This window comes from Pseudoalteromonas sp. C12FD-1, from assembly GCF_037414265.1.
In the GTDB taxonomy this organism is placed as follows: Bacteria; Pseudomonadota; Gammaproteobacteria; order Enterobacterales; family Alteromonadaceae; genus Pseudoalteromonas.
On the sequence record NZ_JBBEVD010000052.1, the window covers coordinates 160464 to 185606 of the forward strand.

General features: G+C 40.1%; 16 protein-coding genes. 15 read left to right on the forward strand and 1 reads right to left on the reverse strand.

Annotated elements, in window-relative coordinates; all coding sequences use genetic code 11:
- The first annotated feature begins 21 nt into the window (after positions 1-21).
- The 7 genes from WDB87_RS08015 (at position 22) to WDB87_RS08045 (ending at position 8854) form a co-directional block, all read left to right on the forward strand.
- Positions 22-1434, forward strand: coding sequence for a phosphomannomutase (locus WDB87_RS08015; protein WP_337849556.1), 1413 nt, complete (start codon positions 22-24; stop codon positions 1432-1434).
- A 640-nt stretch (positions 1435-2074) separates the two neighbouring features.
- Entirely contained in the window at positions 2075-3478 is a 1404-nt protein-coding gene (locus tag WDB87_RS08020; protein WP_337849557.1) for an undecaprenyl-phosphate glucose phosphotransferase, read from the forward strand.
- Positions 3462-4676 carry an outer membrane beta-barrel protein gene (locus WDB87_RS08025; protein ID WP_337849558.1) on the forward strand — a complete coding sequence of 405 codons (1215 nt, stop codon included), beginning with the start codon at positions 3462-3464 and terminating at the stop codon, positions 4674-4676. The genes WDB87_RS08020 and WDB87_RS08025 overlap by 17 nt, the downstream gene beginning before the upstream one ends.
- Positions 4676-5194 (forward strand): polysaccharide biosynthesis/export family protein, encoded by a 519-nt coding sequence (locus tag WDB87_RS08030; RefSeq protein WP_337849559.1) that lies wholly within the window; start codon positions 4676-4678, stop codon positions 5192-5194. The genes WDB87_RS08025 and WDB87_RS08030 overlap by 1 nt, the downstream gene beginning before the upstream one ends.
- Positions 5195-5216: 22 nt before the next feature.
- Positions 5217-7424, forward strand: a complete 2208-nt coding sequence (locus WDB87_RS08035; protein ID WP_337849560.1) for a GumC family protein — start codon at positions 5217-5219, stop codon at positions 7422-7424.
- A gap of 13 nt (positions 7425-7437) precedes the next feature.
- Complete coding sequence (locus tag WDB87_RS08040; RefSeq protein WP_337849561.1) at positions 7438-8166, forward strand: tyrosine-protein phosphatase; 729 nt, start codon at positions 7438-7440, stop codon at positions 8164-8166.
- Positions 8159-8854 (forward strand): VpsP family polysaccharide biosynthesis protein, encoded by a 696-nt coding sequence (locus WDB87_RS08045; RefSeq protein WP_337849562.1) that lies wholly within the window; start codon positions 8159-8161, stop codon positions 8852-8854. The genes WDB87_RS08040 and WDB87_RS08045 overlap by 8 nt, the downstream gene beginning before the upstream one ends.
- Before the next feature lie 753 nt (positions 8855-9607).
- Here WDB87_RS08045 and rsmF read toward each other — a convergent pair.
- Positions 9608-11059: a 16S rRNA (cytosine(1407)-C(5))-methyltransferase RsmF gene (rsmF, locus tag WDB87_RS08050; protein ID WP_337849563.1), complete on the reverse strand. Its 1452-nt coding sequence runs from the start codon at positions 11057-11059 to the stop codon at positions 9608-9610.
- Between the two features lie 263 nt (positions 11060-11322).
- Between rsmF and WDB87_RS08055 the strand changes: the two genes are divergently transcribed.
- From WDB87_RS08055 to WDB87_RS08090, 8 genes are all read left to right on the forward strand, one after another.
- Positions 11323-12009: a GntR family transcriptional regulator gene (locus WDB87_RS08055; protein WP_337849564.1), complete on the forward strand. Its 687-nt coding sequence runs from the start codon at positions 11323-11325 to the stop codon at positions 12007-12009.
- Positions 12010-12520: 511 nt separating this feature from the next.
- Positions 12521-13399, forward strand: coding sequence for a methylisocitrate lyase (gene prpB, locus WDB87_RS08060; RefSeq protein ID WP_286247153.1), 879 nt, complete (start codon positions 12521-12523; stop codon positions 13397-13399).
- A gap of 48 nt (positions 13400-13447) precedes the next feature.
- Complete coding sequence (gene prpC / locus WDB87_RS08065) at positions 13448-14575, forward strand: bifunctional 2-methylcitrate synthase/citrate synthase (RefSeq protein WP_337849565.1); 1128 nt, start codon at positions 13448-13450, stop codon at positions 14573-14575.
- Positions 14576-14692: 117 nt separating this feature from the next.
- The gene (gene acnD, locus WDB87_RS08070) at positions 14693-17302 is read left to right on the forward strand and encodes a Fe/S-dependent 2-methylisocitrate dehydratase AcnD (protein ID WP_337849566.1); all 2610 of its coding nucleotides are present in this window, start codon (positions 14693-14695) and stop codon (positions 17300-17302) included.
- 12 nt (positions 17303-17314) lie between these two features.
- The gene (prpF, locus tag WDB87_RS08075) at positions 17315-18481 is read left to right on the forward strand and encodes a 2-methylaconitate cis-trans isomerase PrpF (protein WP_337849567.1); all 1167 of its coding nucleotides are present in this window, start codon (positions 17315-17317) and stop codon (positions 18479-18481) included.
- A gap of 516 nt (positions 18482-18997) precedes the next feature.
- Entirely contained in the window at positions 18998-22021 is a 3024-nt protein-coding gene (locus tag WDB87_RS08080) for a hypothetical protein (protein ID WP_337849568.1), read from the forward strand.
- A gap of 64 nt (positions 22022-22085) precedes the next feature.
- Entirely contained in the window at positions 22086-23177 is a 1092-nt protein-coding gene (locus tag WDB87_RS08085) for a hypothetical protein (RefSeq protein WP_337849569.1), read from the forward strand.
- A gap of 9 nt (positions 23178-23186) precedes the next feature.
- Entirely contained in the window at positions 23187-25064 is a 1878-nt protein-coding gene (locus WDB87_RS08090) for a hypothetical protein (protein ID WP_337849570.1), read from the forward strand.
- The last annotated feature ends 79 nt before the right edge of the window (positions 25065-25143 follow it).

Below are 25143 nucleotides of genomic sequence, written 5' to 3' on the forward strand. Positions count from 1 at the left end.
TATTTAGGTTAAGAGGATATAATGGATAGTTCTATAATTATTAAACAAAGCGGCATTGAGTTTGGCACGTCAGGTGCTAGAGGCTTAGTTATAAGCTTTACTAATGAGGTCTGTTTTGCATTTACATTGGCTTTCATCAATACGCAAGAAGACGTTAAACGCATAGCTATTGCTATAGATAACCGCCCTAGTAGTGCAGCCATGGCGGGAGCTTGTATAAGTGCAGCTAAATCGGTAGGCGTTGAGGTAGAGTATTATGGGGTATTGCCAACACCTGCATTAGCTTTTTCAGCTCAATGCGCAAAAATACCTGCGATAATGGTAACCGGTAGTCACATTCCTTTTGATAGGAACGGGCTTAAATTTTATACAAAGCAGGGTGAAATAACTAAACAAGATGAGGCTGCAATTTTAGCTAGCTCAGCCGAAGTGGGTGAGATTGATTTACAACCATTACCTTTGGTAGATCAAGCTGCTTTTGATAGTTACATTAATCGATACCTAAGTGTTTTTCCAAGTAATTTATTGAGCAATAAGCGCATTGGTATTTACCAACACTCAAGTGCTGGTAGAGAGTTATACCCTCAGTTATTTAGTGAGTTAGGCGCTGAGGTAGTGTGCCTTGGTTATAGCGATGAGTTTGTGCCAATAGACACAGAGGCCGTAGCTGAACCTGATAGAGAGCAAGCAAAAAAGTGGGCTGTTGAATTTAATTTAGACGCTATTTTTTCTACAGACGGTGACGGTGACCGCCCTCTTTTAGCTGATGAAAATGGTGTTTACTTTACTGGTGATATTTTATGTATGTTAGCAGCCAGAAGCCTAGGTGTAGAAGCTGTAGCTGTTCCTGTAAGTTGCACAACCAGTATAGAGGCAACGCATTCTTTCAAAAAGGTAACACGAACTAAAATTGGTTCACCATATGTTATTGAAGCATTTGGTGAACTTACTAGAGAATTTAATGCTGTAGCTGGCTTTGAGGCGAATGGTGGGTTTTTACTTGCTTCATCTATTTTTATTGATGGAAATGAACTATTAGCTTTACCCACACGGGATGCTCTATTGCCTGTACTAGCTGTGCTTAAATTAGCTGAAAGTATACCGCTTTCTAAATTATATAAAGGTTTGCCTTCACGAGTTACGTTTAGTGATAGATTAAAGAATATAGAGAGAGCAGTAAGTAATTCAATTATTGAAAATGGTAAATTAAACCCAAATAAATTAATCGAGGAACTAAGCTTAACGTTTTTAAATTTAGATTCATATGATGAAACTGATGGTTTACGGCTTACCTTTACCAGTAAAGATGTTGTTCACTTAAGGCCATCCGGAAATGCACCAGAACTGCGTTGCTACACAGAAAGTACTACTTTAGCTAAAGCCAAGCAATTATGTGAAATTACTTTAGGCTCAATTTCTTCGCGTATCACATAATATATACCAATAGTCGGGAGTTGATACGGTGGCTAAAATAACCAGTAAACTGCTGTACGCAGTTTACTCAACATAATGCATGAGGAAGTACAAAAAGCTTTAGTGAAGAGCAATTAGTTCACCTAAAAATTGCTATAGAAGCTAGGCAGTGGGACGCCATTCCATAGGCTCTAGAGGTGTTGTTGAATTCTTAAATAAGGAATTACTTTGTATTTTTAGCCGGTAGAAATAAGCGTGAACTGAGAAAGAAAAAAAGGTAGCCACTGTATCTCAATTAATTACTGTATCACTATTTAGTTTTATTTTTTTTAGTATATTACTATTGGTTGCTTATTTAGTTAAATCGGCTTTAGGAGTTAATATATTTAGTAACTACTCATTTGTCGTGTGGTCGTGGTTTAAGGGACTGTTTAAATAAAAGTAAGGTTAAAATATTGTTTATTAATGTTTACCTATGTTTTTAAAGTTTATATTTGTTTTGTTTTATGCAACACCCTCGCCACTTGAAAATATTTTGCATAATATTGTTATATATTAAACCAGACTTAATATTGAATACGTAAGTATGATGCTGTAACATTTCCCGCACAGTTTTGTGGAGCTTAGTTCACTTATTAAGATATCTATAGGGATACATAGTATGACATCTTCAAGGACGTTTAAACCTAATGGCTCGTCTGATGCTAATTTTTATCGATTATTCGATATTTTTGCATTGTTTTTGGCCTTTCAATGTTCTGCTGTTTTTTATAGCTTTGAACTCTCACCTACTTACATGGTTGCTGCATTAACCGTTGCGTTAAGCTTTTTGTATTGCGCTGAAATATTTTCGGCTTATCGCTCTTGGCGAGCTGGTAAATTTAGGACCATGGTTTTATGTGCTTGGGGCTCTTTATTTGTAGCCTTTGCAGTTTTATTTTGTGTGTCGTTTGCGTTTAAGTTCACAGAAGATCTCTCGCGCATTGGTTTAGGTTTGTGGTTTTTATTGAGCTTTGCTTTTATGTATGGCTGGCGATTAGGCGCGCATATGTTTAAGCGTAATAAGCGCAAGCTTGGTATGAACTTACGTAATGTTGCCATTGTTGGTGCAACAGAGTCGGCCGTGCATTTGTATAATGAAATTACTAAAAATGACGAGCTAGGTTTCAAGTTTTTAGGTTTTTATGACGACCGACAACCAGAACGTTTATTTGAAAATGCAACAAAGCATGATGTAGCAGGTAAAATTCAAGATGCGGTTGATGCTGCACGTAATGCTGAAATAAGTGTTTTATATATTGCCCTACCTATGAAAGCAGATAAACGCATAGCTGATATACTGCTGCAATTAGGTGATACCACAGTTGATGTACATATAATTCCTGACTTTTTAGTATCTAACCTTATACACGCCCGAATAGAGCATGTGGGAGAACTTGATACATTAAGCGTGTTTGAATCGCCATTTATTGGAGCGCGAGAATTTATAAAGCGTACCGAGGATGTAATAGTTGCTAGTATCATTTTACTGTTGATCTCGCCTATTTTAATTGCCATTGCATTTGCTGTTAAATTTACATCTAAAGGGCCTGTTATTTTTAAACAAGACAGGTATGGCCTTGATGGGCGAAAAATTAAGGTATGGAAGTTTCGCTCAATGACGGTTACCGAAAATAGTAATGTGGTAACACAAGCTAAAAAGAATGATGCGCGTATTACTCCGCTTGGAGGCTTTTTACGCCGCACTAGCCTTGATGAGCTACCACAGTTTATAAATGTGCTAAAAGGCGATATGTCGATAGTAGGGCCAAGGCCGCACGCTGTTGCCCATAATGAGGAATACCGTAAAAAAGTAGAGTTTTATATGTTACGCCATAAAGCTAAACCCGGTATTACTGGTTGGGCGCAAATTAATGGCTGGCGCGGCGAAACCGACACATTAGACAAAATGGAAAAACGTGTAGAGTTTGACTTGCACTATATTAAACATTGGTCACTATGGTTTGATGTAAAAATTATTTTTATGACAATTTTTAAGGGATTTAAAAATGCAAATGCATACTAAAAAACTTGTACCGCTTAGCGCTTTACTAAGTGTTGTAATAGCAGCGCCCGCGGCTGCTAATTTAAAACCGGGTAGCGTTATGACTAAAGATGGGGCCGAAATTACCCCCACGTTACAAACTGGTATTAGTAGTAACAATAACTTTTTTAGCACCCCGAATGATGAAGAGTCACGCTTAATTTGGACTATAACACCTAATGTAAAAGCGGTTATTGAAGATGGGCCAGATAGCTATAGCCTAGACTTAGGCACTAGCAGCTCGTTACATAATAAAGATACTGCCGACAACTTTACCCAAGTAAATATAGGTGCGGGCGTACATAAAGAGTTTACCAGCCAGCACCGCTTAGATATTAACGGCGATGCTGATTGGTTGTATGAGCCTCGTGGCAGTGGTTTAACCGAAGGCTTAGGCGATGCAGTAAACGAACTTGTAAAGTACCAACAACAAAATGTTTTAGCGCGTTATGAGTACGGTGCACAAAGCTCAAAAGCACAAGTAGCATTAAGTGCCGGTTTTTTTAGTAAAAAGTACCAAAATTTTAGAGAAGTATCGCAGTACCGTGACTACGATAAATCGTTATTAGGTGTTACTGGTTATTATAATACCCAAGCAGCTACACGCACCTTTGTAGAGATTAAACAAGAAAACTACCGTTACGATGTTTTAGCAAGTAGTGGCATATCGCGTGACAGTGATGACATAAAAGTACTTGCAGGTATGGAGTGGGAGGCAACTGCTGTTACTTCTGGCTCGTTTAAAGTAGGTTATCAGAATAAAGATTTTGACTCGAGTGAGCGTGAAAACTTTAGTGGCTTAAGTTGGGAGGCAGCCATTAACTGGCAGCCACTTACTTACTCTACCGTGCAGTTTATGACCAGTCGCGCAGCAAAAGACCCACTAGTACAAGGCGATTACATTAAAGAAAGCGTTTATGGTGTAAATTGGACTCACAACTGGAGTGATTATTTAAGTTCGCTTGCAAGCGTTAATTATATTGACGAGCAATATACAGGCGATGTTGGCCGTAAAGATAAAACTAAAAACTTACGCTTAGGTTTAAATTATGTAGCTAGCAACTTTGGCATGGTTTCTACCTATGTAGATTTTATGGATAAAAACTCTACGGTAAATACTATCGAGTTTGACCGTGTAATTGTAGGTATTAACTTTACATTTGCGTTAAAGGCTAATTAATGAAGTATTTTATTAGTTTAATGCTGCTTGTATTTAGCAGCATTTGTTTTGCTCAACCTGCGCAAAATTATGTATTAGGTGCAGGTGATAAGGTTGAAATTAAAGTATTTGGCCAGCCAGATTTAGAAGTTACTGCATTATTAGGTAATAGCGGTGAGGTTAATTATCCATTTTTAGGTAAGGTTAAACTTGCAGGTTTAAACACCTCAGAGGTTGAGCAAGTTATAACCGAAGGGTTAAAGCCAGATTACCTAGTAAACCCGAATGTGTATGTTCAAGTTGTAGAGTACCGGCCTTTTTACATACATGGCGAGGTTGAAAACCCAGGCGCTTACCCTTACCAACCCGCGATGACAGTTAACCAAGCAATAGCCCTTGCTGGCGGATTAACCGAGCGAGCATCTACCGATAAAATTTATATTTTTAAAGAACAAACTAAACAGCAGCAACAAAAAGGTAGTTTAAATAGCCAAATTGCAGCGGGCGATACTATAAAAATTGAACAACGCTTGTTTTAAGCAGTTTACAAGGCAGTAATTAATGAACCACACACCCGAAAATTTAAACAGTAATGAAGAGATTATTGATTTAGGTGCATATATTAACGTAATTAAGCGCGCCAAGTGGCGAATTTTAGGCTTTGCGACTGTAGTTACTTTATTAACTATTATGGTGGCACTTACTTTAGTACCTAAGTATGTTGCAACTGCCACATTACTCATTGAAGCAGAGCAAGCTAAAGCGGTTAGCTTTGAAGAAATATACGGTTTGGACTCAAATCAAAAAGAGTATTACCTAACTCAGTTTGAGGTTATTAAATCTGACAGTATAGCTCGTGAAGTTATTACAAAGCTTGATTTAAAAAACCATAAAGACTTTATTGCTAAGTCCACGGTAATTATTGAAGTTAAAGAGGCTATAAAATCGTACCTGCCTTTTTTAAATAAAAAAGAAGCAACTGTATATTCTGCTGAAGAGGCTGCTGAGCGTGAAATGTTAGGCTTACTAGCTGCGTTTAAGTCTAGGCTTTCTGTTTCACCCATTCGTAAAACTCAATTAGTTAAAGTGAGCTTTGAGTCGAGCGACCCAAAGTTGGCGGCACTTGTAGCGAATACAGTGGGTGAAGTTTACATAGAAAGCCAAATGCGTGCAAAAATGGGTATTACTCAACAAGCATCTAGCTGGCTAAACACGCGTTTATCGCAACTTCGTATTCAGTTAGATGACTCTGAAGTGCGCCTACAGGCTTACCGAGAGCAGCAAAAATTAGTTGATATTGAAGGGATAGCGGGTCTTGCAACGCAAGAGCTTGAGCAGATATCGCAACAATTAGTAGTAGCGCGTAACGAAAAAAATAACCTTGAAAGCATTAACCGTGTAATAAGTGAGTATGGTAATAATAACTTAGAGTTATTAGGCAGCATGCCAGAAATTACCTCACATAAAGTAATACAAGATGTAAAGCGTGAGGTTATATTAGTTGAGCGTAAGCTTAGTGATTTAAGCGAAGTATATGGCCCTAAACACCCTAAAATAATTTCTGCTAAGGCTGAACTTGCTACTGTAAAAAATAACTTAAATAAACAAATTAAAGGCCTTATTACTGGCATAGAAAAAGAGTTAAACCGCGTAACACGAACTGTTAGTGCGCTTGAGCGTGATTTGGCTAAAATACGCGCTGAGTACCAAGATATTACCCGCAAGGAAACACAATATAATCAGTTAAAACGTGAGGTTGAGACTAACCGTAATATATTTAATACGTTTTTATCTCGCTCAAAAGAAACCGAGGTAACAAGTGACTTTAGTTCGGCTGCTGCACGCTTTACCGACCGTGCCTACGCACCAAAAGACCCTGCTAAGCCAAATAAAAAACTTATTGTGGTTTTGGCTTTTGTTGCAAGTTTTGGTTTTGCAGTTGTAATGAGCTTTATATTTGATGCGTTAAACGATACCGTTAAAACTAAAAACGATGTTGAGGGTAAACTTGCGCAGCGTATGTTAGGTTTATTACCTAATGTACCTATGCCTAAAAAGAGCGTATTCCCAATACATGCATACCTTGACGACAACTACAGGCGTTTTGCAGAGTCTGTTCGTACGTTCCGTACTAGCTTATTGCTAACTCAGTTAGAGCGCGACCATAAAGTTATTGCTGTTACATCTAGCTCGCCAGGAGAAGGTAAAACAACTACGTCAGCTAATTTAGCTATGTCGCTCGCTCAAATGGGTAAAGTATTACTTATTGATGCCGATTTGCGAAAACCAAGTATAGCAAAACGGTTTGATATACCGGTGTTTCACCCAGGGTTAAGTAATTTGATTGTGGGAACTGAGCAGTTTAGTGAATGTGTACATGTTGATGGGCAGTCGGGTGTGGCTATTATGCCTAGTGGGCAAATACCTGGTAACCCGTTAGAGCTTTTATCTAGCTCGCGTTTTAACGAAGTGCTTGATGTATTAAAAACTAAGTACGATCATATAATTATTGATACACCGCCTACGCAAGCAGTGAGTGATGCACTTGTGATTTCGCAAAGTGCTGACTCGGTAATTTATGTAGTTAAATCGGATGTTACCCGTATTAAACCTATAAAAGCTGGAATAGAGCGACTGTTTGAATCTAAAGCGCATGTTGCGGGTATTGTGCTTAATAAAGTTGATATGAGTAAAAATAAAGATGAGCATAGCCACGGTTATTATGATTATTACGATTACTCACAAAAGCCTGAGCAACCAACTTCATAGTTGCTAATATTGTATGTTTGATATTCATTCGCACATTTTGCCTAATATTGATGATGGCGCTAAAGATTTAAGCGAATCTTTAGCGCTATTAAAAATGGCGCAAAATGATGGAATAACACATATGGTGGCAACTCCGCATATTCATATAGGCCGATTTAATAACTCAGCAAAAAATTTATACAGTGACATTGATGTTTTAAAGCAAGAGGCTTTAAATGCAGGTATTAATTTAAAACTTGCAGTAGCTGCCGAGGTTAGGCTCGACATTGAATTAATGGGTCTTGTTATGGCGGGGCAGTTACCTTTTATTGGTAAGGTAGATTCAGTTAATTATTTGTTGTTAGAGCTACCTCATTCGCATGTACCGCAAGGTTACGATAAGTTTATAAATTGGCTAGCTAAGCAAAATATAAAAGCGATAATTCCTCATCCCGAACGCAACAGAGATATTCAATCAAACCCATTTTACATTGAGCGTTTAAAACAGTTAGGTTGTGATTTTCAATTAACGGCCTCAAGCATAGAAGGGGCGTGGGGCGATACTGCTAAAGCAATTAGTCTTGATATGCTACAAAAAGGCTTGGTTAGTTATGTAGCCTCTGATGCTCACTCAGTTAAACGCAGGCCTCCACTATTGAGTAATACAAAAAAGCTCGTTAGCGATTTAATAGGTGACTTTGAGGCGCAAAATTTGTTTATTAACAACCCTAAGCGCTTAACAGAGTGTTTGTTTGATGAGTGATTTAAAAAAGCTAACTCAAATTACATTACTTGTAATTGTTACGTTATTGATAACTTTTGAGAGCATACAAAGCATGCGCGCCAATGCATGGTACTTTAATGCTTTAAATACGCTAAAGCAGCCTCGTGATTTAATAACACCTCAAGAGCTTAACCTCGCAAACGATGCAATAACACTCGCAACACAGCTAGAGCCATTACAAGCGCATTATTGGCAGCTAAGTGCTTATATAAAAATGCTTAGCTTAACTGATAAAAACGTTAACATTGGCAACCCTCCTAAAATATATGATCAAGTAGAGTTGGCGCTTTTAAATTCTTTAAAGTACAGAACGTCGTGGGCAGAAACATGGATGGAGCTAGCTAAAGTCACTAGCTATAAAGAGGGCCCAAGCGATCGTGTGTTTGGTTATATTCAGCAGGCTAAAAAAGCAGGCCCTTATAAAATAGATGTTCACTTAGGTGTGATTGAAATAGCGCTAGCTAACTGGCAGCAACTCCCTCCAAAGTATAAAGCTTTGTATGTTAACGAGCTTATGCTTGCAGCAAAGCACGGCTATAAATTTTCCAGTGCTTTTGATATTGCTAAGCAGAGAGATGCATTACCTATCTTATGTTTGTCACTTCAGTTTGGCGCGCAGTTTGAGTCAGCTAGAAATAGCTGGATGTTTAAAAAACATTGTAAATAGGTTTCTTGTTTAGGAAATATTTCAGATATTAGTTATTTAACCTCACCACCGAGAGTAAAGTAAGATTAGGTGTATTTACTTGTAGGCGTTGCATCTCACGTTAAAAGCATAGCTTCTTTTAAAAAGATCATTCGCGCAAAAAGAAGCAAATGAGGAGTAAATATGAAGACATTAGCCAAGCTGCTTAATAGCTTTGTTCGTCAACCCTCTAAAGCGAAGCGTCTCATGACCTCTTTGTGAATAATTTTACTGTAGGCGCCTTGCTTGCTGGCGCTTTAATTTTTTGAAAGCAGTTTGCTTTAAACAATTTTTGCGTGAGCAAGCTTCACGCCTACGAGGAATATGTTTAAGCTGATTATGTAGACGTTGAGCTTGCTCACGTTAGAAGTGCAGCTTCTTGTTAAAAGAGTATTTGCATTGAGAGAAGTAAATGAGAATATATAAAAAATTGATATATTTGAATTTTTGGCCAATCCTCCAAAGCTGTGCGTCTCTAAACTTCTTTTGAAAAATCACAAAATCTAACCACATAAAAAACCCAGAGCCATTGTTATTAGCTCTGGGCTACAAATGGCTCTTAGTTGAGCCTTGCGCTAACTAAATACACTTTCGTAATTCTTAGGGAGAAGAAGAAAGTACTTTCAAGTGTAGTCAACTAATTTGCAAAACTCTAAATTTTGTTCATTAATTAATCGTAAATAATAACAAAGGCTTAATAAAATTATGCACAGGTTAACCTTTGTGTTGAGTGGTTTATGCCCAGTTTATTAACTGGGTATTTTGCACAAGATCGCGTGGTAGAGAATTTTTGATCTTATTTTTTTGCCATTTACCCAGCCCGATTGGGCAGCCACATAAGGTTAATACTACTTCGCCGGTGGCTTTTGTAACGTCTTCTAAGCGTATGTCTTTACCATTAAAGTAGTCGTTTGCTTGCTCGTTTGTTAAAGCATACGTATTGCTTTTGCATTCATTACCAAACACGGTAGCAAACTCGTGGGTAAGCCTTACGCCATTTTTATGAATAATACCCAGCTGAATACCTAAACGTGCGTATTTAATTTTATTTTGCACGGCTTCAAAGCCATCTGGAAATAACCACAGTTCTTTATCACGTTGCATTAATTTACCTGGCAGCGTCTTTAAACCAAACTGCTTTTTAAGCTCGCTCATAAATAACGTGGTTTGTTTTTTATCAAACTCGTTAAACGGAAACGCGCCTTTTTTTACCGTTTGATTTGGATTACTACAGCCTGCTAGTTTTTTAAATTTAGCAATAAAAAAGCCTTCACTGTCGTACGTTTGCGGCCACACATGTAAGTAACCGTCAGTGGTTGTTGCTTTTTCTGCGCCTTCAAATAAATCGCTTAGTGGTTGCGGCTCAATGTAGTCGCCAAATTCACTCAGTAGGTAGTCGCACACGTTTTGGTTTTCGAGCGGGGTTAGCGTACAGGTAGAATACACCAGTGTACCGCCTGGTTTTAATGCGTAAAATGCACTTTTAATTAAGTCTTTTTGTACTTGGGCAATCTCAATATTTGATTCTATTGACCAGTTTTTGAGTGCGTCGGCATCTTTTCGTACTGTCCCTTCGCCTGAGCAAGGCGCATCGAGTAATATGCTATCAAAGCATTCAAACATGTAGTTACCAAATATGATGCCATCAAAGTGCGAAAGCGCACAGTTACCTACGCCCATACGTTTTAGCGTAGCGCTCAGTACTTTTAATCGTGATGACGAAAGCTCGTTGGCAATCAACACGCCTTGGTTGTTCATTATTGCGGCAAGTTGCGAGGTTTTAGAGCCAGGGGCTGATGCCATATCAAGCACATAGTTATTATTTTCGTCTGAGTTTTTAATACTGTGCTTTAGTGCCATAGGCGGTAGCATTGAGCTTGCTTCTTGCACATACATTGCACCGCTTAGGTGTAGGTCGGTATTGCCCAGCGCTAAATTTTGCTCCTCTTCGCTTGGGCGCTCTAGCCAAAAACCCTCGCTACACCAAGGTATAGGGGTAAGCTGCCAGTTTTTTTGTTCTGCGCGCTTTAAAAACTCTTCAACCGAAATTTTTAACGTATTAACACGAATAGACTTTCTGAGCGGGCGACGACACGCGTTTATAAAATCGTCTAAATTGAGGTGCGCTGGTAAATAGGTTTTTACGTCGTCAATAAAGTGCTCAGGAATATAAGTGTTGGCGTTCACGCGTTGGCTCGTATTAAAAAAATAAAGCGTGATATTAGCACTTTTAAGGCGCTATTTCAGCGTTAAATAGCGGTTTTATAACTTGCGAGTATGTCGACATATTGTGTTTTTAGTTTAATTTTAAAGCAGTTTTATACGACTTTAGATTAACTGTGTCGACAATGGATGTGTTTTTTGCTCATTTAGGTTGGGTTAAGGGTTGACATGTTTTTTTATTAAGCACATAGTTAGCACATTAATTGTCGACAATTTACTTATAAGCCATGACACAACCTTTTTTAATCGATACACCTATTACTACAGCTTCTGATCAAGTGTTTGTAGATATGCGCCGTGAAATAGTAGAGGGCAGTATAGAGCAAGGTAGTAAAATATCTGAGCCTGAACTTGCAAAGCGTTACGGTGTAAGCCGTGCCACCCTCAGAGAAGCATTAAATCGTTTAGAAAGCTGTTACTTAGTAGAGCGTAAAGCAAACGTGGGCTGCCGTGTAGTGGCACTCACTGCAGAGCGCTTAATTGAAGTATACCAAGTGCGAAGCTCTCTTGAAGGGTTGGCATGTAGGCTAGCTGCCGACAATATGGCCGCTGACGAGGTTAAAAGCCTAAAGCAATTACTCAATCAGCATTTACAAACGCAGCGTGTTAAAGAAGGCGAGTCGTACTATCAAGAAGCAGGCGATTTAGACTTTCATTATCGCATTATTAAAGGCAGTAAAAACGCGCACCTTATACATTTGTTATGTAATGGACTTTATCAGTTAATTCGTATGTACCGTGTGCAAATGGGTATGGTGGGGCCGCGCGTATCTAAAGCGTTTGACGAGCATTTAGCCATTATTAACGCAATAGAAAACCACGATGGTGAACTTGCAGAAATGCTGATGAAGCGACACATAAGTGCATCGCAAGCCAATATTCAAACCAAATTTGATGTATACCAATCAATATGAGTATTCGAACAATTTAACTGATTAAATCGCTCTATAACGTCGTTAAGAATTTTTTATTTAGAACCACTAAACATAAAAATTATTGCCTAGTTACAGAACGATTTTCTTAGCGTTAAATAGACCTCATACACATACAGATTGGTATTTGTCATAAACAAAAACTTTATAAAAGTTAAAAGTTAAAAGTTAAAAGTTAAAAGTTAAAAGTTAAAAGTTAAAAGTTAAAAGTTAAAGGTTAAAGGTTAAAGGTTAAAGGTTAAGGTTAAAGGCTAAGGCTAAAGGTTAAGGTTAAAGGCTAAGGCTAAAGGTTAAGGTTAAAGGCTAAGGTTAAAGGCTAAGGTTAAAGGTTGAAAGCTAATAGCTAACAGCTAACAGCTAAAAGTTAAAGGTTAAGGCTAAAGGCTAAAAGCTAAAAGCTAACAGCTAACAGCTAAAAGATAAAACAGTCACAATTTAAGATTAAAAATATAAGTTACTCCAAGTAGCAACCGTTCAAAGTGAGGAGAAAGTAATGTCAGCAGGATTAAAATTTAAACAGGCTATTGCTAATAACCGTCCATTGCAGGTGGTAGGTACTATAAATGCCTATACAGCCATGATGGCGGAAAAAATGGGCCACCAAGCTATTTATCTCTCTGGTGCCGGTGTAGCAAACGCGTCTTACGGTATGCCCGATTTAGGTATGACTAGCCTTGATAACGTGCTTGAAGATATTCGCCGTATTACTGGTGCAAGCGATTTGCCACTACTAGTAGATGCCGATACAGGCTGGGGCGGTGCGTTTAATATTGCCCGTACCGTTAAAGAAATGACCAAAGCAGGCGCAGCGGGTTTTCATATTGAAGACCAAGTAGCGCAAAAGCGTTGCGGCCATCGTCCTAATAAAGAAATTGTAAGCCAAGGTGAAATGGTTGACCGTATTAAAGCGGCGGTTGATGCGAAAACCGATAGCGACTTTTACATTATGGCCCGCACCGATGCGTTTCAAAAAGAAGGCTTAAATGCCGCAATTGACCGTGCAGCTGCCTGTGTTGAGGCTGGTGCAGACGCAATTTTTGCTGAAGCCGTGCACGACCTTGCCGATTATCAAGCGTTTTCTGACGCGTTAAACGTGCCTATTTTGGCTAACATTACTGAGTTTGGCCAAACACCTATTTACACCAAAGAACAGTTAAGTGAGGTCGGTGTTGAAATGGTGCTTTACCCACTTAGTGCGTTTAGAGCTATGAATAAAGCAGCGCTTAATGTGTACTCTGCGATTTTAAATGAAGGCTCTCAGCAAAGCGAAATTGAGAACATGCAAACACGCGCCGAGCTTTACGACTTTTTAGATTACCACACATACGAAAATACACTCGATAACCTTTTTTCATCAAAATCTGACAAATAATAACTATTAAAATAGATAACACACACAAATTTAAGATAGGAGAAGATCATGGTAGATAAAGCATTAGGCGGTGCAGGCTTACGTGGCCAAGTAGCAGGGCAAACAGCATTATGTACAGTAGGGCAAACAGGCTCTGGTTTAACGTATTGTGGTTACGATATTAGCGAACTTGCCGAAAAAGCACAGTTTGAAGAAGTGTCATTTTTACTTTCGCGCGGCGAGTTACCAACAGCCAGTGAACTAGCTGAATATAAAGCTAAACTAAAAAGCTTACGTGGTCTGCCAGATGCGCTAAAAACCGTGCTTGAAAATATTCCTAAAGACGCGCACCCAATGGATGTTATGCGTACCGGTTGCTCTATGTTAGGTAACCTAGAAATGGAACTTGATTTTAGCCAAGCAAACGATGCCATAGACCGCATGGTTGCGCTCTTCCCAAGTATTATTTGTTATTGGTACCGCTTTACACACGATGGCGTTCGTATTGAAACCCAAACTGATGACGACTCAGTAGGCGCGCACTTTTTAAATTTATTACACGACAAAGCACCGAGTGAGCTTTTTGCACAAGTAATGAATGTGTCGCTAATTTTGTACGCAGAGCATGAATTTAACGCCTCCACCTTTACGGGGCGTGTTTGTGCTTCGACCTTATCGGATATTCACTCGTGTGTAACAGGTGCTATTGGCACGCTACGCGGGCCACTACATGGTGGTGCAAACGAAGCCGCTATGGATATGATTCAAAACTTTACAAATGCGGATCACGCAGAGCAAGAAATTATGGGTATGCTAGAGCGTAAAGATAAAATTATGGGCTTTGGCCACGCTATTTACCGTGAGTCAGACCCACGTAACGTTATTATTAAAAAGTTCTCTGAAAAGCTAGCGGCTGAGGTGGGCGATGATGTGCTTTACCCAGTGTCGGTTAGGTGTGAAGAGGTTATGTGGCGCGAGAAAAAACTATTTTGTAATGCCGATTTTTTCCATGCATCGGCATATCACTTTATGGATATTCCAACCAAATTGTTTACGCCAATATTTGTTATGAGCCGTGTTACAGGCTGGACTGCACATGTTAAAGAGCAGCGTGCTAATAACCGTATTATTCGTCCAAGTGCAGATTATACAGGGCCAGAGGCGCGCAGCTACACGCCAATTGAATCAAGAGGCTGATTAGTTACGCATAATACCAATCCGTAATAATACTTAATTAAGCGCATTGGTATAGGGTGAGCAACACGCTCACCTTTTTGTCTTTTATTTCCCGTCACCTATTAGCGAACAGATATTATGACCATAATTAACAACACCCAATACCGAAAACCCTTACCCGGCTCAAATGTAGACTACTACGACACGCAAGCTGCGGTAGATGCAATAAAGCCAGGTGCCTACGCTACATTGCCTTACACATCACGTGTACTTGCCGAAAACTTAGTACGCCGCTGTGAGCCCGATATGCTAACCGATGCGCTTAATCAACTTATTGAGCGTAAACAAGATTTAGATTTTCCGTGGTATCCGGCGCGCGTGGTGTGCCACGATATTTTAGGCCAAACCGCTTTAGTTGATTTAGCTGGCCTGCGCGATGCCATTGCTGCCAAAGGCGGGGATCCGGCTAAAGTGAATCCGGTAGTGCCAACACAGCTTATTGTTGATCACTCATTAGCGGTTGAGCATGCCGGTTTTGAGCCCGACGCATTTGAAAAAAACCGCGCCATAGAAGATAGACGCAACGATGACCGTTTTCACTTTATAAACTGGACTAAAACCGCTTTTAAAAATATTGATGTTATTCCGCCTGGTAACGGCATTATGCATCAAATTAACCTTGAAAAAATGTCGCCTGTTATTCAAAACCGCGATGGCATTGCATTCCCCGATACCTTAGTAGGCACTGATAGCCACACCCCGCATGTTGATGCACTTGGCGTAATTGCTGTAGGTGTAGGTGGGCTTGAAGCCGAAAGCGTAATGCTTGGCCGTGCCTCGTACATGCGCTTGCCTGACATTGTAGGTGTTGAGCTTACAGGTACTCGCCAGCCAGGTATTACTGCAACCGATATAGTATTAGCTATTACTGAATTTTTACGCGCTAAGCGTGTGGTTTCGACCTATTTAGAATTTTACGGCGAAGGTGCCGATGCACTAACCCTTGGTGACAGAGCAACCATTTCAAACATGACGCCAGAATTTGGCGCAACTGCGGCCATGTTTTATATAGACGATAAAACAATAGACTATTTACGTTTAACAGGTCGCGATGAAGAGCAAATAGCGCTTGTAGAAAACTACGCTAAAACGGCAGGCCTTTGGAGCGATAGTTTAAAAACAGCAAAATACGAGCGGGTGCTTAAGTTTGATTTATCGAGTGTTGGGCGCAATATTGCTGGGCCTTCGAACCCACACCGCCGTGTATCAACGAGCGATTTAGCAAAAGAAGGTATATCAGGTATCGTTGAAAACAATGAAGGCTTAATGCCAGATGGTGCATGTATTATTGCCGCTATTACCAGCTGTACTAACACCAGTAATCCGCGCAACGTAATTGCTGCAGGCCTTATTGCGCGCAACGCAAATGCCAAAGGCTTGATGCGTAAACCATGGGTTAAAACCTCACTCGCGCCCGGTTCTAAAGCGGTGCAATCATACCTTGAAGAGGCAAACTTACTTCCAGAACTTGAAAAGCTTGGTTTTGGTATTGTGGGTTTTGCCTGTACTACTTGTAACGGCATGAGCGGCGCGCTTGACCCCGTAATTCAACAAGAAGTAATCGATCGCGATTTATACGCAACAGCGGTGCTTTCGGGCAATCGTAACTTTGATGGGCGTATTCATCCCTATGCTAAGCAAGCGTTTTTAGCGTCACCGCCATTAGTTGTAGCTTATGCTATTGCCGGTACTATTCGTTTTGATATTGAAAAAGATAGTTTAGGGCAAGATCAACACGGCAACAATATAACGCTAAAAGATTTATGGCCAAGCGATGAAGAAATAGATGAAGTAATAAAACAAAGCGTTAAGCCAGAGCAATTTAAAAAAGTGTACGAGCCTATGTTTGATTTAACCGTAGATTACGGTGAAGACAACGACCCACTATATGACTGGCGCGAGCAAAGTACGTATATTCGCCGACCGCCATATTGGGAAGGCGCCCTTGCAGGTGAGCGCACCATGACCGGCATGCGCGCTCTTGCTGTACTTGGCGATAACATTACAACAGATCATTTATCGCCATCAAACGCAATTATGGCAAGCAGTGCTGCGGGTGAATACTTAACTAAAATGAATGTCCCTGAAGAGGATTTTAACTCGTATGCAACCCACCGCGGGGATCACTTAACCGCGCAGCGCGCCACGTTTGCAAACCCTAAATTGTTAAACGAAATGGTACGTGATGAAAACGGGGAAGTTAAACAAGGTTCATACGCGCGTTTAGAGCCTCAAGGCACTAATACCCGCATGTGGGAAGCAATTGAAGCTTATATGCAGCGTAAACAGCCGCTAATAATTGTAGCGGGTGCCGATTATGGCCAAGGCTCGTCTCGCGATTGGGCTGCAAAAGGCGTAAGGCTTGCAGGCGTTGAAGTGATAGCCGCAGAAGGCTTTGAGCGCATACACCGTACTAACTTAATTGGTATGGGGGTATTACCCCTTGAATTTAAACCAGGCACTACCCGCAAAACCCTTAACATTGATGGCAGCGAAAGCTTTGATGTAAAAGGCGAGCCAACGCCTGGTGCTACCATTGATTTAGTAATCACGCGTAAAAATGGTGAGGTGCTAACTGTACCTATGAAGTGCCGACTTGATACCCAAGAGGAGCTTTCTATTTATGCTGCTGGTGGTGTATTACAGCGTTTTGCACAAGACTTTTTAGAAGCAACGCAATCAGCATAAGGGGTGTGCATTATGTTTAAACCACAAATTAAAGTACCAGCAACTTACATGCGTGGCGGCACCAGTAAAGGCGTGTTTTTTAAATTAACCGATTTACCAAAATCGGCGCAAGAGGCAGGTGAGGCGCGCGATAACTTACTGTTACGCATAATTGGCAGCCCCGATCCTTACGGTAAACAAACCGATGGCATGGGCGGTGCTACATCAAGTACCAGTAAAACGGTTATTTTAAGTAAAAGCGAGCAACCTAATCACGATGTAGACTATTTATTTGGCCAAGTGGCAATAGATAAACCCTTTATAGATTGGAGCGGTAACTGCGGTAACTTAACCTCAGCCGTAGGCGCATTTGCAATAACGAATGGCTTAGTCGACAAAAGTAAAGTGCCCGACAACGGCGTTGCTATTGTGCGTGTGTGGCAAGCTAATATTAAAAAAAGTATTTTAGTTCATGTGCCTATTACCAATGGTGAAGTACAAGAAACCGGTGATTTTGAACTCGACGGTGTTACCTTTGCTGCCGCTGAGGTAAAACTTGAGTTTTTGAACCCAGCAGACGGCGAAGGCGCATTATTTCCTACAGGCAATGTAGTGGATGACTTAGAAGTACCAGGAGTTGGTACTTTAAAAGCTACTATGATAAACGCGGGTATTCCTACTGTGTTTATTAATGCAAGCGATATTGGCTACACCGGCGCTGAGCTACAAAATGACATAAATAATGATACTGCCGCACTTAAAAAACTTGAAACAATACGTGCTTACGGCGCAGTAAAAATGGGGTTAATAGCTAATATTAACGAAGCGCAAACACGCCAACATACGCCTAAAGTGGCCTTTGTGGCAGCGCCATTAGATTATAACGCGTCAAGTGGTAAGTTTATTGAAGCTACAACAATTGATTTATTAGTACGCGCTATGTCTATGGGCAAGCTTCATCACGCCATGATGGGCACAGCCGCAGTGGCTATTGGCGCAGCCGCGGCTATTGAAGGGACGCTTGTTAATATGGCCGCAGGTGGCGGGGCATTGAACGAAATTAACTTTGGCCACCCCTCTGGCACGCTAAAAGTAGGCGCAGAAGCTAAAAAAATAGATGGTGATTGGCAAGTAACCAAAGCTAGTATGAGCCGAAGTGCTCGTGTACTTATGGAAGGGGTTGTAAGGGTTCCTCAATAGTCTACATTTTAATTAACGGCAACAAACGTTGCCGTTAATGTGTACCTCAAATTATGGATAAATATTTATATTTATTCATCATGTTCTAAACTTTATGTTTAGGCTCTCTTCAACAAAAATTTAGCTTCAAAGTCTAATGATTTTTCATTACATACTGCTGAATGAGCTTTTTTTATGTGTATACGCCGCATTTACTTGAAGAATATTATTAACAAACTAAATTAAATGTAATATTCACTTAATATTGTGAATATATTGTACGTTAGAGCGATGCTTCTTAATATTTTTAACATAGGTTATTGAAAGATAGTAAAGGTTATGAAGAAGCGTCGTTTAATTTGTGGTAAAAACATTCACTTTAAATGTATAAAGATGTAGCAAAAACTTATTACTTAATGTTACTTTAATCTATAAGTAACAAAGGTTGTTATTGTGTGTCAGTTTTTCTGTAAACTTTCACATGCATATTAACAAAATAATTTCTAATACTCATTGCAGGCTATCAAGGAGAAATAAATGGCACAGCGTATGACTAAAATTACCCCAATCGCAGCTTCTGTTGCACTAACATTAGGTTTAGCAGGTTGTGGCTCAGACAACGATAGAAACACTTATGTTCCTCCCGTTGAATCGGTAATATCATCTGATGACGCGCAATTTAACGTAGAAATAACAGGTAAAGCTGTTAAAGGCGCGATGAAAGGTGCCGTTGTTAGCGTGATGACACTTGATGAAACTGGGCAAAGTGTTCCAGTTGCATTTAGATTAGAAGCATCAGCAGAAGCAGAAACATTCACTGGAGAAGCAACGTCGCAAGATACGGCAGATGCGGCAGTGGAAGCAAGTAAAATTGCAGGTAACCCTGATGCGCTAGTAACTGGCGATAATGGCAGCTACAGCATTTACCTTGAAGATGACTTTACAGGCCCTGTATATATTACAGTTGCTACAGCTGAAGAAGGTGATGAGAGTTATTTACGTTGTGATGCTTACGTTGGTTGTGGAACTTACGATGAAGCGCCTGACGCTGACGATGTAAACGATGGTGATACTAACATTGAGTTTGGTGAATGGTATAAAGCAGACCTAGAGCTTTCGGTTGTTAAATATATTGCAGCAGCAGAAGCTGATGCGTCTGGTGCAAGTGGTGCAGCAGGTGATGCAAACGTTGCACGTTCGTTTAAAGCAAATGTTACCTTTTTAACGACGCTAGTTGCTCAAGCACTACTTGAAGCTGGTGACGATGTTGATGCCGATGCTATTGCATCAACAAGCTTAAACACGGTGATCCAAGTTTTGGGGCCAGATGCCGCGGTATTATTATCAGCGCTTATTGGTGACTTATCAAACGGTGGTGCAGTAGATTTAAGTGATGTTGATGGTGAAGAAGCGCTTTCGCAAGGCGTATTAATGATTGCGCAGCTGTCATCTTCGGTTCAAGGTTTACCATCAATTTCTGATGCTATAGCAAGCATTACAGCCGGTATTGCAGCAGGCACTTTAAGTACTACTGACATTGCAGCAACCTTACAAACAGCTGTTTCTAGCACTGCAAGCATATTTGTCGCTATTGCAACGGGTGATGAAGATGCTATTAAAGCGGCATTAGATGCAGCCTATTTAGCTAATAACCCGAATGCGTCAACTGAAGATATTGCTGCATTTGCACAAAATTCTGCAGGCATTGCAACTAAAGCAAAAGAAGCAAAAGACAACGCAGTTAAAAACGGCGCAGCCAGTGACGCTGAATTAGCAGAGCTTGCAGGTACTGTGCAAGAAGCCCTAGAAGAGCTTGGTTGTACGGGCGATGAGTGTGTTGCAGGCGATGACTTTTTTGTTGATTTAGCGGTTGCTCTATCAGCACAAATTGATGCATCTTCTACTGAGCTTACAGAGCTACAAGCATCGGTAGATGCTGCTGAGGCAATGCTTGCTGATGTTCAAGCGCTAGGTGGTGATGCAGTTACTGATGCAGCTTCTGCGATTGAATTTGCTAATTCTGTTGCAGCACTTGAAAATCAGGCTGAAGCAGCGGGTTTATCAACACTAGTAAACGTTTTATACGCAAAAGCACAAGACTATGTTAGCACTGCGGCTTTACTTGTAGAGCAAAGCTCTGATTATCAAGGCATACTAGATTCTGCAACTGATTTACAAGACGCAGCTTTAGTAGAAGTAGAAAATGTAAGCGCATATGATGCAGCAATTGCGCAGTTAGTAATTGATGCGCAAGACGCTATTACTGAGTACGAGGTTGAAGTAGCAGCCGCTAAAGAAGTTGCTATGAACACTGCCGATGTTGCAGGTGAAAAGAAAACAGCTGCTAATACTGCAGAAGCTGCTTCAACAAGTGCGCTTGATGCTGCACAAGCTGCTGTTGACTCGGGTGACGATGCTCAAGCAACGGTTGCTTTTGTTGATGCTGCGGTTACTGCTGCTTCTGATTTTTCTGCTGCTGTAGATGCGCTTGAACTTGCGATTGAACAAGCTTTAGAAGCAGCAACTGAATATAAAGCTGTAGCAGTGACTGAAGCTGATACGGCTGAAGCTGATGACTTAATTGCAAGCGCAAATACGATGGCTGAAGCAGCACAAATACAAGCTGATCTTGCAAACGAGCAACTTGTAACAGCACTTAGCTTACAAGCAGAAGCAGACCTTGCAGTAGCTACAGCATCTGTTAAAGAAACGTCAATGTCACTTTCTACAATGACGGTATTAACAAGCACGGGTAGCGATGCACTTTACGATACAGCTGAAGTGTTATTTGATGTGTTTGAAGAGCTTGCCGACATGGGGAATTCTGGTGAAGGTACGTCAACAACTCACCCTGAGTGGGACTACGATTACAGCCTAGACGACTTAACGCTAATGCTTATAAACTCAACAACTGGTAGCGAGATCACTGCATCAGCAGCGTATCAAGATGACCAGCTTGTTGTTGCTTGGGGTGGCAAGCTAGAAACCGACAGCGATGCAACAGTAGAGCTTGTAACAGGTGAGGCTGCAGCTGCACTTGAAGAGTGTCAAGCATTTGCTGATGGTACTATTACCGATTCAACACAAATTGATTCGTGTTTAGTATTTACCTTTGACGGTGCTGTAACCGCAGATACGATTGACGATGCTGAGCTGACTATGGCGCAAGCATGGAACCGTGTTGAGATTATGGACGGTGACTCAGGCTTTATGGGTACGCTAAACCTTAGCGGTATGGAAGAAACCGATTTTGCAATGTTAGAACTAGCAGGTATGTCTGGCGACTTAGACTTTAGCGTAATGTCTGAAGTGGATAGCAGTGGTGATGAAGATATGACCATGCTTGAAATAAAAGTTAATGGAGACGCTGCAATGGGTTACACGCTATCTATGTCGGGTACTGAGTCAGCTGGTTACATGGGCGACGTTAAAGCAATGTACGACGGCATGATGATGACCTTTGGTACAGCAACTAAAGTTACAAATGGTGTTTCGATTACTTACATTGATGATGAAGTAATTGAGTACACAGATGTGACTTTAATTGACTCATCTAACTAATACTTAAACTATAAAAGGGAAAAGCGCTGCGCTTTTCCCTTTTTTTATAGAAAGCGATTAAATTATGAAAAAAAAAATTCTCTTGTTAGGATTTTCAACTGTTCTACTTTCACCTCTAGCTTCTGCAAATAATCAATTTCAAATATTTACTCACTTTGACGCCGAAATTTACACTGAGGCACAGCCAGTACAAGCATTTGTAGATGATTTTGACGAGCCTATTAAATCTGGCGATAGTGCATTTACTTATAATATTTTTGAAATTGGGGTAGGTTACAACAACTTTAAAGTTGGTCTGCAAAGCCGCTATGACTATGTACTTAACTTTGATCCAGACACTGCACTTTATACATATTTAGAAAAAAACGATTTACCCTTTGAAGAGCGATTTTACACGTACCAATTAGATGCAAAACAAGTTACCTCTAATGGGGTATTTGTTTCATACGATTTTAAGTTTTTAGATAAAAACGCGTTAACTATCACACCTAAAGTGTCTGTGTTTGCTAGTACACATTTTCAAGATGCCTCTGTAGATGGGCGAATATTTAGTGACGATGTTGAAGGTAGCATTACAGCTGATTATAATTTTTCGAAAGATATTTTATTTAAAAAATTTACCCCCTCTGAAAACCCAGAAGGCTTAGGTTATAGCTTAGATATTTTTGCTGATTGGCAAGTAAATGACGATTTAAAAGTAGGCCTAAGTGTAAAAGATCTACTTTATAAAACTGATTTTGATGATACCGGCTCGGTAAAAGGGCAAACAACAGAAATTCCTTTTAGTGAAGATGAGAATGGGAGTGTTGTATCAACACCTACTGTGTCACTACAAACATCTGCTTTTGGTAATACCCAGTCGCACACACTTGATATGGAAATGCGTATTACCGCTTTTGCTGACTACAGAATTAACTCTCGATATTCAACTGCGCTAACAATAAAACAATATGACGAAGATACGTTTAGCCAGCTAAAAGGACGTATTCACTTTTGGGATCATTGGAAAGTACAAGCTGGCTATGAAACAAAAAGTGAAGCGTTTTTAGTCGGAATTGAAAACGAGTACTTTGGCCTTAATTTACAAACCGACAGCTTAGATTTAGATAAAGCTTATTATGCGAATGTAAATTGGTACATGAACATTAAGTTTTAAGGAATGAAGATGTTAAAAAAACTTTTACCTTTGTCAGTTGCTGTAGCGCTTAGTGGCTGTGGCGGCTCTTCAAATGATAGTAATGACGAAGTGGTTGAAATAAGCGTTGCATCTACTGCTACCGTAAACTTTTATGTGCCTCAGTGGCAATCAGCTAAAGGTACACTTAATCAATTAGACAGCCAAGGCAATGTCGTTGAATCTGTTGCAGTTGAAAATATAAATACCGCTAGCGTGAGCGTATCGCCTCTTAATTTTTATACATTTGAATTTATACCTGACGATAGTGCTTTGCCATGCCCACGCTTTACAGGCTGCGGCAGAACGTTGCGCGGCGATGTAAACGATATAAACGAGAACCGTTTAATTGATTTTGAAGAGATAACCGGTGTTAATTTAAATTATGCCGCCCGTGCTTATGTTGCGCCTGGCGTTAATGAGGTGTTTTTCTCGCCTTTAAGTACTGTAATTAATGAAGCTAATATTGATGCTACTCTTGCTAGTTTATCGGCAAGCCCGTTTTATCAACTCACACACAGTAACTTAAGTAATACCTTAGAGGCTGAAATTGTTGCTAATGCATTTACCTATGGTGCAATTGTAGCTGGCGTGGCTGTTGATGACTTTGATTTAGCTACTGCATTTAATGATTTTATTACCGAGCAGGATGACACCAGTGCTTGGCAAACCTACAGTAATTTAGCTGATCAATACATTGCAGATAACCTTTACAGTGAACAAGGCAATGGTTTAATTCAAAGTGTAGCTGGTCAAGTTAAGCAAACTATTGCCAGTGTGACTAGTTACACCAATTGGCAACAAAAAGTCGAATCTGAGCAACTACTAGAGTCACGCGAATTACTTGAAAATGTAAGAGATGTACTTGGTGTTGTTCGTTTACAAGACACAACCTACGCTGACGATTTAGACGTAAAACTTGAGCAATTAGAAAGTGCACTTGATGATGATACTCAAAAAGCGATTACTGTACTTGCTGAAGTAATTAATGAAGTACTCATTAATTACTCGCCGCTTGCGGAAGTTTCAGCAAGCGAAGGGCAGTACACGTTACGCAATCTTGATATTAGTTACTCTACATCACCCTACGAATGGCTAATTACAGGTACTTATGACGGTTTGCCTGTAAATATAGAGATGTCTATTCCTACCTTTAGAGTCAGTGGCGTACTGGGTGATAAAGTGGAAGGGGTAATGAGTGCTTTTGTTGTTAACGGCGATACGCGTTTAGATGTTGATGTAAGTGAGTTGCTGGTTGAATTTGATGGGACAAGTGAGCAAAGTGAATTATTACCCGATGCGCAAACAGGTATCGCTAATATTACAACTGATGTTGTTATTGCTAAGCAATCTGGTGAGCTTACAGGTGAGTTATCATTAGATCTAAATCGATTTGTTACTGCTTTTGCACAGGAAGTGACCTCTTTATCTGCATTTGATTTTGAAGGGCAGTTTCAAAGTGATATTCAAACGACACCTTTTCATATTACGGCATTAGAAGCATCGCCACTCACTGGTGAGGAAAACGATGATTTAATGTTTGGCTTAGAGCTAGCTTTGCCGTTGGGTGGTGCGAGTGATTTTAGCTTAGCGTATGTAGGAGATGTTATTGATTTATCGCAGCTTACCAGTAGTGATGTTTTTATTAGCGTAAAACAAAAAGCCTTAGATTTGCGTATTAGAGAAGTAAATAGCAACATTAGTTTAACTGCAAAAGGTGAAAACGGTCGCTGGCTAGATGTTAAACAAGCGGGCAGCAATTACCGCGGTGGCTTGTATTTAGGCGATACAAAAATTGCAGATGTAACCGCAGTACGTGGTATTCCAGGGGTATTATTTCCTAACGGTGACTTTGAGTCGTTATTTTAATAGCGGTTTAAACCTAAACTCAAGCCCAGCAGGTTGCACATACTTGCTGGGTTTTTTATTACTCGTGCTTATATACTGC

Excerpts from the sequence above, each read along its gene's own strand:
- WDB87_RS08055 (WP_337849564.1), top strand. The coding sequence starts at position 11,323 with ATGACACAACCTTTTTTAATCGATACACCTATTACTACAGCTTCTGAT.
- WDB87_RS08035 (WP_337849560.1), top strand. The coding sequence starts at position 5,217 with ATGAACCACACACCCGAAAATTTAAACAGTAATGAAGAGATTATTGAT.
- WDB87_RS08015 (WP_337849556.1), top strand. The coding sequence starts at position 22 with ATGGATAGTTCTATAATTATTAAACAAAGCGGCATTGAGTTTGGCACG.
- WDB87_RS08025 (WP_337849558.1), top strand. The coding sequence starts at position 3,462 with ATGCAAATGCATACTAAAAAACTTGTACCGCTTAGCGCTTTACTAAGT.
- WDB87_RS08090 (WP_337849570.1), top strand. The coding sequence starts at position 23,187 with ATGTTAAAAAAACTTTTACCTTTGTCAGTTGCTGTAGCGCTTAGTGGC.
- WDB87_RS08030 (WP_337849559.1), top strand. The coding sequence starts at position 4,676 with ATGAAGTATTTTATTAGTTTAATGCTGCTTGTATTTAGCAGCATTTGT.
- WDB87_RS08085 (WP_337849569.1), top strand. The coding sequence starts at position 22,086 with ATGAAAAAAAAAATTCTCTTGTTAGGATTTTCAACTGTTCTACTTTCA.
- acnD (WP_337849566.1), top strand. The coding sequence starts at position 14,693 with ATGACCATAATTAACAACACCCAATACCGAAAACCCTTACCCGGCTCA.
- WDB87_RS08020 (WP_337849557.1), top strand. The coding sequence starts at position 2,075 with ATGACATCTTCAAGGACGTTTAAACCTAATGGCTCGTCTGATGCTAAT.
- WDB87_RS08045 (WP_337849562.1), top strand. The coding sequence starts at position 8,159 with ATGAGTGATTTAAAAAAGCTAACTCAAATTACATTACTTGTAATTGTT.
- prpF (WP_337849567.1), top strand. The coding sequence starts at position 17,315 with ATGTTTAAACCACAAATTAAAGTACCAGCAACTTACATGCGTGGCGGC.
- WDB87_RS08080 (WP_337849568.1), top strand. The coding sequence starts at position 18,998 with ATGGCACAGCGTATGACTAAAATTACCCCAATCGCAGCTTCTGTTGCA.
- prpB (WP_286247153.1), top strand. The coding sequence starts at position 12,521 with ATGTCAGCAGGATTAAAATTTAAACAGGCTATTGCTAATAACCGTCCA.
- prpC (WP_337849565.1), top strand. The coding sequence starts at position 13,448 with ATGGTAGATAAAGCATTAGGCGGTGCAGGCTTACGTGGCCAAGTAGCA.
- WDB87_RS08040 (WP_337849561.1), top strand. The coding sequence starts at position 7,438 with ATGTTTGATATTCATTCGCACATTTTGCCTAATATTGATGATGGCGCT.